At 71.3% G+C, this 13372-nt stretch carries 14 protein-coding genes; 4 read left to right on the top strand and 10 right to left on the bottom strand.

Annotated features, from left to right (window positions below):
• Positions 1 to 114 precede the first annotated feature (114 nt).
• Positions 115 to 2724: an MMPL family transporter gene (locus tag QNO07_RS04770; protein ID WP_283990220.1), complete on the bottom strand. Its 2610-nt coding sequence runs from the start codon at positions 2722 to 2724 to the stop codon at positions 115 to 117.
• A gap of 220 nt (positions 2725 to 2944) precedes the next feature.
• Here QNO07_RS04770 and QNO07_RS04765 point away from each other — a divergent pair, with 220 nt between their 5' ends.
• Together QNO07_RS04765 and QNO07_RS04760 are read left to right on the top strand one after the other, a co-directional pair.
• The gene (locus QNO07_RS04765) at positions 2945 to 3769 is read left to right on the top strand and encodes a response regulator transcription factor (RefSeq protein ID WP_283990219.1); all 825 of its coding nucleotides are present in this window, start codon (positions 2945 to 2947) and stop codon (positions 3767 to 3769) included.
• Positions 3766 to 5553 carry a sensor histidine kinase gene (locus tag QNO07_RS04760; RefSeq protein ID WP_349636804.1) on the top strand — a complete coding sequence of 596 codons (1788 nt, stop codon included), beginning with the start codon at positions 3766 to 3768 and terminating at the stop codon, positions 5551 to 5553. Before QNO07_RS04765 ends, QNO07_RS04760 begins: the two co-directional genes overlap by 4 nt.
• Here QNO07_RS04760 and QNO07_RS04755 read toward each other — a convergent pair.
• From QNO07_RS04755 to QNO07_RS04720, 8 genes are all read right to left on the bottom strand, one after another.
• Positions 5457 to 6926, bottom strand: coding sequence for a metallophosphoesterase (locus QNO07_RS04755; protein ID WP_283990218.1), 1470 nt, complete (start codon positions 6924 to 6926; stop codon positions 5457 to 5459). The two genes, QNO07_RS04760 and QNO07_RS04755, sit on opposite strands and share 97 nt — an antisense overlap.
• A 51-nt stretch (positions 6927 to 6977) precedes the next feature.
• Positions 6978 to 7229, bottom strand: coding sequence for an SCO4848 family membrane protein (locus tag QNO07_RS04750; RefSeq protein WP_283990216.1), 252 nt, complete (start codon positions 7227 to 7229; stop codon positions 6978 to 6980).
• Between the two features lie 65 nt (positions 7230 to 7294).
• Positions 7295 to 7870, bottom strand: coding sequence for an MOSC domain-containing protein (locus tag QNO07_RS04745; protein WP_283990513.1), 576 nt, complete (start codon positions 7868 to 7870; stop codon positions 7295 to 7297).
• Positions 7871 to 8005: 135 nt separating this feature from the next.
• Positions 8006 to 8266 (bottom strand): hypothetical protein, encoded by a 261-nt coding sequence (locus tag QNO07_RS04740; RefSeq protein ID WP_283990215.1) that lies wholly within the window; start codon positions 8264 to 8266, stop codon positions 8006 to 8008.
• A gap of 611 nt (positions 8267 to 8877) precedes the next feature.
• Positions 8878 to 9480 (bottom strand): hypothetical protein, encoded by a 603-nt coding sequence (locus QNO07_RS04735; protein WP_283990213.1) that lies wholly within the window; start codon positions 9478 to 9480, stop codon positions 8878 to 8880.
• A gap of 823 nt (positions 9481 to 10303) precedes the next feature.
• The gene (locus tag QNO07_RS04730; protein ID WP_283990211.1) at positions 10304 to 10522 is read right to left on the bottom strand and encodes a hypothetical protein; all 219 of its coding nucleotides are present in this window, start codon (positions 10520 to 10522) and stop codon (positions 10304 to 10306) included.
• Positions 10519 to 10737, bottom strand: a complete 219-nt coding sequence (locus QNO07_RS04725; RefSeq protein ID WP_283990210.1) for a hypothetical protein — start codon at positions 10735 to 10737, stop codon at positions 10519 to 10521. The genes QNO07_RS04730 and QNO07_RS04725 overlap by 4 nt, the downstream gene beginning before the upstream one ends.
• Positions 10734 to 10946, bottom strand: coding sequence for a hypothetical protein (locus QNO07_RS04720; protein WP_283990209.1), 213 nt, complete (start codon positions 10944 to 10946; stop codon positions 10734 to 10736). The genes QNO07_RS04725 and QNO07_RS04720 overlap by 4 nt, the downstream gene beginning before the upstream one ends.
• 117 nt (positions 10947 to 11063) lie before the next feature.
• Here QNO07_RS04720 and QNO07_RS04715 point away from each other — a divergent pair, with 117 nt between their 5' ends.
• Complete coding sequence (locus QNO07_RS04715; protein WP_283990207.1) at positions 11064 to 11894, top strand: helix-turn-helix domain-containing protein; 831 nt, start codon at positions 11064 to 11066, stop codon at positions 11892 to 11894.
• Entirely contained in the window at positions 11891 to 12106 is a 216-nt protein-coding gene (locus tag QNO07_RS04710) for a DUF397 domain-containing protein (protein WP_283990205.1), read from the top strand. The genes QNO07_RS04715 and QNO07_RS04710 overlap by 4 nt, the downstream gene beginning before the upstream one ends.
• 105 nt (positions 12107 to 12211) lie before the next feature.
• On the opposite strand, the gene QNO07_RS04705 is transcribed toward QNO07_RS04710, so the two are convergent.
• The gene (locus tag QNO07_RS04705; RefSeq protein ID WP_283990204.1) at positions 12212 to 13219 is read right to left on the bottom strand and encodes a trypsin-like serine peptidase; all 1008 of its coding nucleotides are present in this window, start codon (positions 13217 to 13219) and stop codon (positions 12212 to 12214) included.
• Positions 13220 to 13372 lie beyond the last annotated feature (153 nt).

Raw genomic sequence — 13372 nt, 5'->3', positions numbered from 1 at the left:
TTCACCTTGCCCTGCGGTCGAGCGCCACGGCGGCACCCGTGCGAACGGGGTACCGCCGTGGTCGTTCCGGTCCATCGGCCGGCGCTTGCCGGCCGTTCGTTCACCGGCCGGCGCTCAGCCGCCCGTGCCCGGGACCTCGATGTGCAGGTCCAGGTCCACCGGGCCGTCGCCCAGCAGCACGTCCTCACGACGGGCGCCCAGCGACGGGGAGGTGGCGACCAGCACGTAGGAGCCGCTGCCCGGGGCGGACACCGAGTAGCCGCCGTCCTCCGCCGAGCGGACCTTGGCCACCTGCCGGCCGTCCGAGGCGAGCAGGGTGAGCGCCGCGCGGGGGAGCGGCACGCCCAGGGCGTCCCGGACGGTGCCGCGGATCACCGGGCCGCCCGGGTCCGCCGCCGAGGAGCCCTTCCGGCCGCCCGCGGCCGACGTGCCGCTGCTCGACGCGGTGGCGGCGCCACTCGACGCGGCTCCCGCGTCGCCCTCCCGGCCGGGTTCCGCACCGACCAGCACCGGCACCCGGTTCTGCCCCGAACCGCCACCGCCGTCAATGCCCGCGCCACCGAAGGCGTGTTGAGCCGCGTCCTGCGGCAGCGGCTCGTCCGGCGGGTCCACCGACAGGTGCGGCATGCGGCGGTCCAGCCACTGCGGCAGCCACCAGTTGGAACGGCCCAGCAGGTGCATGGCGGCCGGGACGAGCAGGGTGCGCAGCACGAACGCGTCCAGGGCCACCGCGATCGCCAGGCCCATGCCGGCCATGCCGGCCTCCCGGCTGCCGCTGAGGATGAACGACGCGAACACGCAGATCATGATGAGCGCGGCGCAGTTGATGACCCGGCTGGTGTCGGCGAGTCCGGCGCGCACCGCGCGGGCGTTGTCGCCGGTGTGCACCCACACCTCGTGCATGCGGCTGACCAGGAACACCTGGTAGTCCATGGACAGGCCGAACAGCAGCGGCAGCATGATCACCGGCAGGAAGGCCAGGATCGGGCCCTCCTTGCCCATGTTCAGCAGCTCGATACCCCAGCCCCACTGGAAGATCGCCACCAGCGCGCCGAACGACGCCGCGGCGGCGATCAGGTTCATCACGGCCGCCGTCAGCGGCACCACGATGCTGCGGAACGCCAGCATCAGCAGCAGCGCGCCCAGGCCGATTATCAGCAGGATGAAGCCCGGCAGCCGGTCTCCGATGAGCGTGGCGAAGTCCTTCTGCATGGCGGTGCCACCGCCGATGTACACCGTCACCTCGCCGTCCGCGAAGCGCTCCCGAAGCGAGTCGATCAGCTCGTCGGTCTCCTCGGCCTGCGGGGAGGTGGTCGGCACGACCTGCACCACCGAGACGTCGGCGTCCGGCGGCGTGGCCGGGAAGGCCACCACCACACCCGGCAGCTGGGATATCTCCTCGGTGGCGTCCGCGAGGGCCTTGCGTTCCGCCGCCCCCGGCGTCTCGCCGACCAGTTGCAGCGGACCGTTGAAGCCCGGCCCGAACCCGTCCGCCAGCATGTCGTACGCCTGCCGCGTGGTCTGCGACTCCAGCTGGTTGCCCTGGTCGTTGGCACCCAGCCGCAGCGACAGCACCGGGATGGACAGAACCAGCATGACCACCATCGACACCACCACCAGCAGCTTCGGGCGCCGCTGCACCACGCCCGACCAGCGGATCGCCAGCCCCGACGCGGTCTCGTCGTCGACCGGGCCGTCCTCGGCCAGCCGCTGCCGCTCCTTGCGGCTGAGCACCCGCAGGCCCAGCACGCCGAACATGGCGGGCAGCAGTGTCGCCGCGGCGATGACGCTCAGCACCACGGTCAGCGTGGTGGCGATGGCTATGCCGTCCATGAACTGCAGGCGCAGGGTGAACATCGCCAGCAGCGCCACGCACACCGTGCCGCCGGCGAACAGCACCGCCCGCCCCGAGGTGTTCATCGCGCGCACCGCCGACTCGTGCGGGTCCAGGCCCATGCGCAGGCCCTTGCGGTGCCGCGTGACGATGAACAGCGCGTAGTCGATGCCGACGCCCAGGCCGATCAGCGAACCCAGCAGCGTCGCCACGTCCGGCAGGTCCCACACGTGGGTGAGCAGGATCGTCACGGCGACGCCGGTGCCCACCGCGAACCCGGCGTTGAGCAGCGGCAGCAGCATCGCGAACAGCGAGCCGAACGCCACGAACAGCACGATCGCGGCGGCGACGATGGCCACCGCCTCGGCCAGCCCTGCGGCCGGATTCTGGGTCTGCTCGATCGCCATGCCGCCCAGCGCGACGTCCAGGTCGTCGGTGGCCGCCTCCCGGGCGTGCTCGATCAGCGCCTCGGTGTTGGCCGGCTTCAGTTCGAACGCCTGCTCGGTGAACGTCACCTGCGCGTATGCGATGGTGCCGTCCTCGCTGACCTGCGCGGCGCCCTCCTCGCTGTACGGGCTGACCACCCGGCCGACGTCCGGCATGCCGCCGATGCCGTCCAGCACCTCGGTCATGCGCTCCCGAACCTCCGGGTCGCGCACCGAACCGTCCGCGACCCGCCACACCACACTGCTGGTGTCGCCGGCCTGGTCCGGGAACGCCTCCTGCATGCGCTCGATCGCCTTGCTCGACTCGCTGCCCGGGCTGCTGAACACCGCCGCGTACGAGCTGCCCGCGACCGCGGCCCCCGTCCCCGTACCGAGCAGCGTGACCAGCCAGAGGCCGATCACCACCCATCGATGCCGCAGGCACCAACGTGCCAATGCCGCCATGCTTCCCCATCTCCCCTGATGTCTTCCGGTCCGCGCAGCCGCCCCTGCCGGGCGCCGGCGGACCTCCCCGCACGTCGTCCGCACGGTACGCGGACGGGCTTTCCGGGCAGGCAACACAGTGCGTCGTCCGGCCACCCGCCAGGGAACGGCGGCCCGGAATCACAGGAAGCTCCAAGGGTTCTGTGGAGTAATCCCGGTGCTTCAGCCAGATACTGGGTCCATGAACTCCGCCCCCGGCAGCAGCCACGGCAGCGCTCGCACCGGCCACGGCAGTGCTCGCAGCAGCCTCGACAGCGCTCCGGGCCGCGGCAGGAACGCGACGGTCCTGGTCGTCGAGGACGAGCCGAGCATCGCCGACGTGCTGGGCATCACCCTGCGCTTCCACGGGTTCGACGTGGTCCTCGCCGGCGGCGTGCACGCCGCGGTCGCCGCCGCCCGGCAGCACCACCCGGACGCCGTGCTGCTGGACATCGCCCTGCCGGACGGCGACGGGCGGCAGGTGTGCCGGGTGCTGCGGGCGGAGCGCACCGACCTGGCGGTGGTGTTCCTCACCGCCAGGGACGCCCCTGCCGAGGTCGTGCAGGGCCTCACCCTCGGCGGCGACGACTACATCACCAAGCCGTTCAACGTGGACGAGGTGGTGGCCCGGCTGCGCGCGGTGCTGCGCCGCATCCGCCCCGCCGCCCCCGAGCCGGACGCGGCACCCGCCCCTCGCCCGCCGGTGCTCACCCACGGCGACCTGGAGCTGGACGAGGCCACGTACACCGTGCGGCGCGGCGAGCGGTCCGCCGACCTCACCCCGACCGAGTTCGCCCTGCTGCGGCACCTCGTGAGGCACGCCGACCGGATCGTGCCCAAGGAGCAGCTGCTGCGGCACGTGTGGCGCTTCGAGCACAGTGTGGAGTCCACCGTCGTCGAGACCTACATCAGCTATCTGCGGCGCAAACTAGCCCCGCTCGGCCCGCCGTTGATACGCACCCGCCGCGGTGTCGGCTACGGCCTGCACGCGCCCGCCGCCGCGCCCCTGCCGGGGGCGGCGGGATGATCCCCAGCCCCTTCACCCTCCGCCTGCGCCGCGGGTTCGGCCGCTGCCCGGCCGGTGCCCGCATGCCCACGCTGCGCGGCACGCTCACGCTCAGCTCGATCGCCATGGTCACGCTGGGCATCGTCGTCGCGACCTGCGTCAGCGTCGGCGGCATCTGGCACTACCTGATGTCGAACATCGACAACGATCTGACGGCCGGCCGGGAGAGCGTGCAGCGGTCCGGGCTCAGCGTCGAGCAGGCTGCCGCGCTCGCCGCGGTGGCCGACCTCGGACGGCCGGACGGCCCGGCCGATCCGCACAGCATCACCGGCCACCAGACCGTCGTCGCGCTGCTTGACGACGAGGGCCGCGCCCGCGACGTCCGCGGTCGCGAACCCCACGACGCGCAGATGGCGCTGGCCGACGCCGTCGACGACCCCCGCGCCCTGCTCGCCTCGGACGAACCGCACGACGTGGAGGCGGGCGGCGTGCACTACCGGGCGACCGCCGTGCGCCTGGCGGACGGCGAACTGGTGCTGATGGCGACCTCCACCCAGTCCGTGCACGCCGTCGTGCGCAAGGTCGTCAAGCTGGAACTCGTCGCCGGCATCCTGCTGATCACAGGCCTCGGCTTCGCCACCTTCCACGGCTCCCGTAGGCGGCTGCGCCCGCTGGAGGACATGGTGGAGACGGCCTCGGCCATCGCCGAGGGCTCACCCGACGGCTCCAGCCTGTCGCGGCGGGTAGCCGGCCGGGAGGGCAAGGCGGTCTGCGAGGTCGAGCAGCTGCGGACGGCACTCAACGCCATGCTGCACCAGGTGGAGGCGGCCTTCCTCACCCGCGAGCACGCCGCCGAGCAGCTGCGCCGGTTCGTCGCGGACGCCTCGCACGAGCTGCGCACCCCGCTGTCGGCCATCCGCGGATACCTCCAGCTGTACGAGCGCGGCATGATCACCGAGCCCGCCGAGCAGCGGCGCGCCCTGTCGCGGATGACGGCCGAGACCGAGCGCATGGCGCGGCTCGTCGACGAACTGCTCGCACTGGCCCGGATCGACCAGGGCCCGCAGCTGCGCCCGCGTCCGGTGGACCTGCCCGCCCTCGTCCGGGAGGCCGCCGCCGACCTGTCCGCGCAGCAGCCCGGCCGACCGGTCGAACTCGACCTGCCGGGGGGTGGTGAGGGACCGGTCAGCCTGGCCGTCCCGGCGGTTGTGGACGCCGGTGAGGGTGCCGGTGAGGGGGCGGGTGAGGCGGGTGGCCCGGCCGCCGGGGACGGCCTGGTGCTGGCGGACGAGCCGGTGCTGCGCCAGGTGGTGGCGAACCTGCTGGCCAACGTGCGGGTGCACACACCGCCGGAGGCCGCGGTGCGGCTGCATGTGGCCCGGTCCGGGGAGCAGGTGGTGCTGCGCGTCGCCGACGACGGCCCCGGCATGGACCCGCGGGACGCCGAGCGCATCTTCGACCGCTTCTTCCGCACCGGCGCCACCGAGGGCAGCGGCCTGGGCATGGCCATCGTCCGGGCCGGGGCGGACGCACTGGGCGGCGAGGTCTCGGTGACCACCGCACCCGGCGCCGGGCTCGCCGTCACCGTCCGGCTGCCCGCAGCGGACGCGGCGGGTGCCGACCCGGACGTGCCCGGAACGCCCGCCGCCCGGCAGCAGGCCCAGGCCGGGGGCCGGGAAACGGACCCGGTGGACGCCCGGGAGGTGGCTCAGGCCTGCCTGGAGGCCAGCTCCACGACGGTGATGTCCGCCTCGGCGCCGACCCGCACCGGCGGCCCCCAGGCCCCGGCGCCCCGGGTGACGTAGAGCTGCGTGTCGCCGTAGCTCTCCAGCCCGGCGAGGGTCGGGTTGGCCAGGTCGGCGAGGATGTTGCCCGGCCACATCTGGCCGCCGTGGGTGTGCCCGGACAGCTGGAGGTCCACGCCCATACGGGCCGCGTCGTGGATGACCACCGGCTGGTGGGCGAGCAGCACCGACGCACGCGAGGCGTCGCGGTCGCCGAGGGCGGCCTCCAGGTCGGGCCCGTCGCCGTAGTCCTCACCCGCCACGTCGTTGACCCCGGCCAGGTCGAAGTGGCGCAGCTCGGTCCGCTCGTTCGCCATCGGCCGCAGGCCCAGCTCGCGGACGTGGTCCACCCACTCCTCGGCGCCCGCGAAGTACTCGTGGTTGCCGGTGACGAAGTACGAGCCGTCCCGCGCCGACAGCTGCGCCAGGGGTGCGGCGGCGCCGCCGAGGTGCTCCACCGAGCCGTCCACCAGGTCACCGACGACGGCGATCGCGTCGGCGTTGGTGCTGTTGATCAGGTCGACGATGCGCTGGGTGTGCGACCGTCCGAGGATCGGGCCCAGGTGGATGTCGCTGACCACCGCGATGCGGTAGCCGTCCGCCGCACGCGGCAGCTTCGCCAGCGGCACCCGTACCCGCTTCAGCTTCGGTCCGGCGCCGAGCATGCCCCACGTGCCGTAGCCGACCGTGCCCGCGGCGACCGCGCCCGCGGTGACGGCGGCGGCCCGGGACAGGAACAGCCGCCGCGACTGCCCGCCCGCGTCCGAGCCAGGCGCAGCCTGGGCGCCCGCGTCGCCTGAGGTGCCTGCGGCGGCTGTGGTGCCCGTGGTCTCCGTCGTGCCCGTGGTTTCCGTCGCGCCCGCCGCCGTGTCACCGTCCACCGCGTCACTGTCGCCGCTGGCGTGCCCCGGAGTGGTGGCCGGGGCGTCACCCGCCGTGGCCGATCCGTCGGCGGCCGATCCGGCCCGCCGGTGGGCGGCGCCCACACCGGCCGGCACCTCCTCGGCGTCCGCGTCCTTCACCGACCCGGCGGACCCGGCTGCCATCGCCGCCACCTCGTCCGTCGCCCGCACCGCACGCCGCTCCAGCAACCGCCGGGCCAGGGGCCGCAGCGGTTCCAGGACCAGCAGGGCCAGCAGCAGGTACACCAGCAGCGCGAACCACATGAAGCCCGGCCACGCCAGGATCTGCTGGACCACGAACGGCGTCCCGGTCCGGCCCGTGAGCTGGGCGGCGATCATCACCACCGGCAGCGCGACGATCAGCACCGTGCCGACCCGCCGGTACCAGGTGCGGGGCGCGGACACGTCCCGCACCAGGCGCCGCCACAGGTAGTAGTGCGCCGCGGTGAAGACGCTCAGGATCGACAGGAGGACCACGATGAATACGGCCATGACTGGACCTTCCCGCCCCGCCGGGACGTCGACTCGACAACGCCCGCCGGCTCAGGAACGACTCTCCGTGCGCCTCAGCGCGCGAAGACCGCGCAGGCCGATGACGCCGATCACCGTCCCCAGGACGAACGAGGTGATCGCGAGCAGCAGGTGGACCCAAAAGTACCCGGTGGGGTCACCCGCCTCGTCGAATGCGAGCCCGCTGGCGTCGTTCCACAAGTTTTTGACAAACGTGACCCAGATGAACCATGACCACACTCCGAAGGCGAGCAGGAACCAGGAAACGGGACGGCTGAGCTTCATACCGTCCAGTATGCGGGGGCTCGTCCCCCAGCTCCCGGTCGGGCCCGGCGCCTTTGCGGCGCCGCTCAGACCCTTCGCAGCGGCAGGTGCTCGCCGCCGGGCAGCCGTGCGGTGAGCGGGTCACCGGGCCGCACCTCGCCGCCGTGCCGCACGACGCCCATGACGCCGGCCTTCCGCACCAGCGTGCCGTCGGCGTCACGGCCGACGACCTGACGCAGCAGGCCGTCCTGGAATCCGTCGATCTGACGGCAGGGGTTGCGCAGCCCGGTCAGCTCGACCACGGCCTCCGCGCCGAGGTGCAGCAGCGTGCCGGTGGGCAGGGCCAGCAGGTCGACACCGCGCGTGGTCACGTTCTCGCCGAGGTCCCCGGGGCGGACGGTGTGCCCGGCCGAGGCCAGCTCGGCGAACAACTCTTCCTGGATGAAGTGCACTTGGCGAAGGTTCGGCTGGTCGGGATCCTGCGCGACGCGGGAGCGGTGCTGCACGGTCACCTCGAGGTGCGCGTCCCCCTCGACCCCGAGCCCGGCCAGCAGCCGCACACCCGGCTGCGGCTGCTTGCTGAAGTGGTGCTCACCGTCCCTGGCCACCGCCACCACCGACCCGTGCCGCGTCTGCCCGCCGCTGCTCCTGCCGTCGTCCATGCCGCCGCCACCCCTTCCAACGTCCATCCTCGCATCCCCAAGTCGACGGGTGGGTGGCATGCGGGAGGGGTTCCCTGGGACGCCGAAGCCCGCCCCGGAGCGGTTGTGCTCCGGGGCGGGCGAGCCGTCAACCGATCAGAAGTTGATGCAGACGTTGCCGGTGAAGGACGAGCTGAAGTCGCCCTTCTGGGAGGTGTGCGAGTTGCAGTCAGCGGCCAGCACCTGCGCCGGGGTGTAGCCGTGGCTGGGGCCGTGGTGGCCGTGGCCGGGACCATCGCAGGCGGCAGCGGCGCCGGCACCGGCGAACAGACCAGCGGCGGCCAGGGCGGCAGCGGCGGCAGTGGTGCGGATACGCATCATGTTCTGCTCCTGAAGGAGTAGGAAGTGGTGAGCCATCAGTCCACCAGCCCTCGTCCTCACAGTCCCTGATTGCACCGTCCGAGGGCATGCCGCACGCCCGATGACCCGAACGGCCCACTGGGCGCGCCTGCGGTCCGTGCACTCGGCCTGACTACCGCTCTCGGGGCGTCCTGAAGCGGCCAGGCGGTGACTGCCGACCCGATTCACACGGTGGGGCTGGGGACGACGCCTCGATCTCAGGCGCACGGGCTACGCACCTCGGTATCGCCCGATGTCGCAAAGGCCGGCACGGCCGGGAGCGGCAAGGCCTGACGAGGCGATCCCGCCGAGCCTTGCCGCGACAGGTGAGCCGCCTCTGTGTCACAGCGGTAGGACCGAGCAGCGCTCACCCGAAATGGGGGCCTTGCTTTCGCTCTTCAGTCATACGCTTGGAGGCGTACCAGTTCCAGGCGTACTCGAATACCGCCGTGGCACCGACCCCGATCACTGCAGCCCAGTACCACCCGAGATCAAGCAGTACAGCAGCGACCAAAGCAAGGAGGAAGACGGTCGCCCATCCCCACCAAGGCCTTTTCAATGGTGGCGTTTCCATAAAGGGTCCTGACGCTTGTTCTCGGTGCAATGGGCGAGCGGTGAATGAGTCGAATCTACTTACAGTTTCCCGCACTGACCTTAGTGAGCTTACTGTTCTTCGGGGTGAGCCTGGTTTGATAACAAGCTCCCCCGATCAGCTTCTTGTCCTTGATCGTAGTGCGAAGGAAGGTGCCCCAGTCCTTCAGGGTCTTGTAACCCACCGCAGAGCAAATCACCGTTGCAGCCCTCTTGAGGACCAGGTGGGGGACCTTGTCAGTAAAGGCACAACCCGCGACATTGGCAAAGTATGCGACGCTTCCTGCCGCGATGGTGTATGCCTTCCACTCGGCTCCCCAGGCGTTGAAGTAGATTCCGGCTCCGAAGGTGATCTTGGGATCCGCCACCACTGGGAACGCCGTGTCGCGGGAGGTCTCGACCGTCTGAATGACGGTGTTCCCTTCCAGCCGGTAGCTGGTGGGGACGGGGCGGCCGTTGGCGTCTTTCGCCCAGGGGGCCTCCAGCGCGCCCACTACCTCGCCGACGCCGTCCTGGGGGTCGCGGGCCAGTAGGAATCCACCGGCTCCGTCCTCGACCAGTCCGACACCAGGTTGAGGTTCGACGCGAAACCGGTACTCGCTGGGGGCTGAGGGGTTCTTGAGAGTGACGAGCGTGCGCACGCCGCCATCGGAGGTTGCTTGTGCCTACAGATCTGTAGCCACGACGGCGTCCTCGTACAAGACAGTGCCGGTGGTCGAGGGTTTCGCTGGGGAGTTCTTGCTCGCGCCTTCCAAACTGATCTTGACCGAATCACGGCCATCGGACTCGGCGTCGATATGGCCATCTGCGCTCGATGGCATGGTGACAGTGACGCTGCGTTCGCTGGTCCGTGTCACTGCGCTGGCAGCACCATGTGCGGTTGGAGTAACTGACGTCACATCCTCGGTGCCTGTTGTCCTCTCGACCACGGCGGCAGCTTCATTCGCACTCGCCGCTCCCCCGTGGGAGGGCGAGTGTGCCCAGGATGGAGCGGCAGGTACGAGAAGTGCGGCGGCGGAAAGCGCGGATATTACCCCCAGGAATCCGTACCGATCTGATGGTCGACTGGACGTGCGCAAGATCGAACCCCGTCTGAGTTGCGGCGGCGTGGGCCGCCGTGGTGACGGCGCCGGCTCTGGTCAGGAGCCGAAAGCCGCGCCGAGACACGGCGCGTTGCACATCCTAAGCGGCAAGTACGTTTATGAGACATGAATTTGAGCAAGGTCTGAGCTTCTGGCATGCCACCCGGACCGTGTGGGCCGACGTTACTTCCGGTTACCGCTATGTCCCTGCCATTGGCAGGTCAGCCCGGTTTCGGAAGTCGGCTCCTGCCGCCACCGCGCGGCGGCGGCTCCGTTCCTGCCAACGCCGACGCCTTCCACTCCGTTCCGGTCCGGCCGGGTCAACAGCATCAGCTGTGTTGGCTGTGAAGGCGTGGGCCGGGTGAGGAACGGCCTGCCGCTGTCAGGGACGCCCTCTGGTGCTGCGCTGGTTCAGGTCGCGGACCTTGGCGCGGAGGAGTTCGGGGCGGGTGACGGGTCCGATGTCGGTGAGTGCGGCCTGCCAGTGGGGTCCACCGCCGATGGGGCGCAGGACGACGTGGACCGGGCCGTGGACGACGATGACGCCCACCTCGTCGCGTGCGGCGTCGCGCACGATCTCCAGGCCCCAACGGTCGGTCATGTGCCCGCCCCCGCGAGGATGATGGCGGCGAGTCGGTGCACGTCCGACGGGTGGGCGCTGCCGAGTTCGACGAGGCGGATCGGCCCGTCTGCGAGGGAGTCCCACACCAGCGGATCGACTCCCGTCCCGGTGACCCGGATGCCTGCTGCGGTCAGGGCAGCGCGCAACTGGTCAGCGGCGAGGGCGGCTTCGCCAGCCGACCGTGCGGCGATCACTGGCGGACCCGGTGGCGCAGGCCGGTGAGGACGCGGTGCCAGTCGTCGGCGGTCAGCGCGTCCGGGGCGGTGAAGGTGACGGGGTGGCGTGGCGGCGTCGGTGGTGTCAGCCATTCCAGGTCTCGGGTGGCGAGGGCGGGGGTGAGGCCGAGCAGGGCTGCGTCTGCTACGCGTCGCAGGTCGGGGGCTTCCGGTGGGGGAGACGTCATGGTGCACCTCGGAGTCGGTTTCACTTTCCGTACATCAAGCGTCGCCCTGTGCTTCTATGCTCGGGAAGGGGAGAAGGCTGGACAAGCACGACTGTCCAAGGGGGAGTACAGGCGCCCATGCGAGTGGAACGAGACCAGATCGCACCGAATGACCCGGCTGCTTCGGCGCTTGCCCACTTCGGGTCGGAGGTCCGGTTGGAGCGCGAGCGGTTGGGGCTTTCCCGGGCGGAGTTGGGTAAGGCGGCGAACTGCGGCTACTCGCTGGTGGCGAAGATCGAGGCTGGACAGCGAGTGCCGCATCGGGAGTTCGCCGAGTCCTGCGACCGGGTGTTCCCCGGCGCGGGTGGCCGGTTCGCGCGGCTGTGGCCGCTCGCCATGCGGTATGCGTTCCCGCCCTGGTTCCGGGAGTACGTCGAGCTTGAACTGTCGGCTACGGCCATCAACATGTTCCATCCGCAACTGGTGCCGGGGATCGTGCAGACGGCCGCGTACGCGCGGGCTGTGCTGCGCACGGGCCGCCCGACCAATCTCGACGACCTGGTCACGGCGCGAATGGAACGGCAGCACATCCTCCAGCGGCCGGAACCGCCCCGGCTCTGGCTGATCCTTGACGAGGGCGTGCTTCGTCGAACCGTTGGGGACGCTGACGTGATGGTCGCGCAGTTGCTGCGGCTTCGGGAGGTCGCCCGGACGCCCCCGCATGTCGTACAGATCATCGCGGAACGGGGTCGGCCCTATCACGGCTGGAGCAGCCCGTTCGGGCTCCTGTCATTCGAGGAGGGGGCGGACGTGGTCCATGTGGACGGCTTTCCCCGGGGCTACGTTTTGGCCGATCGCGAGGAGGTCAGGGAGGCGTCCGAAGCCTATGATCTGCTCAAGGCGACGGCGCTGGCTCCGGACGAGACAGCACCGTTGATCGACTCCGTCCTGAAGGAATGTCACTCATGACCGACCTCATACGTGTCCCTGAGGGAGCTTGGCGGAAGTCCAGTTACAGCGGGAACAACGGGGGCGAGTGCCTGGAGGTCGCTGACGGGTTCCCCGGCGTGGTGCCCGTGCGGGACTCCAAGGTGCCGGAGGGGGATGCGTTGGTGTTCGGCTCGTCCGCCTGGGCGGCGTTCGTGGCCGGTGTCGGCCGGGATGGTTTCCCGGCGGCCTGACCTGCGTAGGTCGTGACGGCTGCCCGTGCGCCTGGTCGAACCGAGTACCGGCCTCCGCAACCCTGTCGGGGGTTGCGGAGGCCGGTGCCTCCGGGCCAGGCGGGGTCAGCCGGCCTGGGCCTGCTGGTACAGGGTCTGGGCCTCGGGTCCGAAGTAGGGGCCGTACATCGAGTTGGGCAGGAAGTTGTACTTGAAGCTGTTCACCGACGACAGCAGTCCGCGTCCGGTGCTCTCGTTGAACTCGGTGAACCACGGGCCCCCGCTGGAGCCGCCGGTCATGTTGCAGGTCATGCCGTGGCTGCGGGAGAGCAGGAAGTCGCGTGAGGTCCGGCCGCTGCAGTAGATGAACCGCTCGCCGTCGTAGGGGGCGGCGGCGGGGTAGCCGAAGGCGTACATGTCGCGGTTGTAGCCGGTGTTGAACGCCAACCCCTGCCCGCCGACGACGTCGGTGAGCCGCTGCCCGCCGAGCGGGGCGACGACGGCGGCGCCGACGTCCTGGTTGATGTCCTCGCGGGCCGTCCAGGCGGCGGTGGCGAGGGTGCGGGTCGCGGCCCAGGTGCCGTAGGGGCGCTGGCCGTCGCGGTAGCCGGGTACGAAGGCCCAGTTGGTGTGCCAGGCGCCGTCCATCTTCACGCAGTGCCCGGCGGTGATCACCGTGCTGCGGTTGGCGCTGGTGACGGCGTTGCCGGAGCAGGACGCGGTGCGTCCGCCGTAGGTGAAGAACACCCGCCCGGCCGTCGTGACGACGTCCCCGCCGCTGGTCCACGGTCCTCCGCGCTGCGGGAAGGCGAGCGTGCCGACGTCCGCCTGGGGGCTGCTCGCGGCGGGTGCGGTGGGCCGCACGGTCTGCGGTGCGCCGAGCCCCGTCTCGCTCTTCGCCGCGCTCTTCGCCGCGTTGGGGGACGCGGTGCGCAGGTCGAGCGGGGTGGCCGCTCGCATGCGGGCCGGGGTCCAGAAGTCCCGCACCCGCTCCTGCGCGGCGGCGGTGCGGGCGGCCTCGTGCACGGTGTCGGGGGCGGGAGCGGCTCCGGCCGGGCCGGCGAGGGCGCCGGTGGCGAGCAGCGCGCCGGTGGCGAGCAGGGTGCCCAGCAGGGTTCGGGGGGTGCGTCTCACGCGTACTCCTTCTGCGGTGGCCGCGCCGGTGGGCGCGGCGGTGGGGGACGGGCCGCGGGGTGCGGCGGCCCGAGCAGACGAGCGGTGGGGACGTGCAGACCAGCAGGGTGACAGGCAGCGGGCACTTTGGGCAGGGGCACGTCAAGAAGCTGG

Origin of the sequence: Streptomyces sp. 549 (genome assembly GCF_030124175.1) — a bacterium.
Classification (GTDB): domain Bacteria; phylum Actinomycetota; class Actinomycetes; order Streptomycetales; family Streptomycetaceae; genus Streptomyces.
This window is presented reverse-complemented; position numbering and strand designations above follow the sequence as displayed.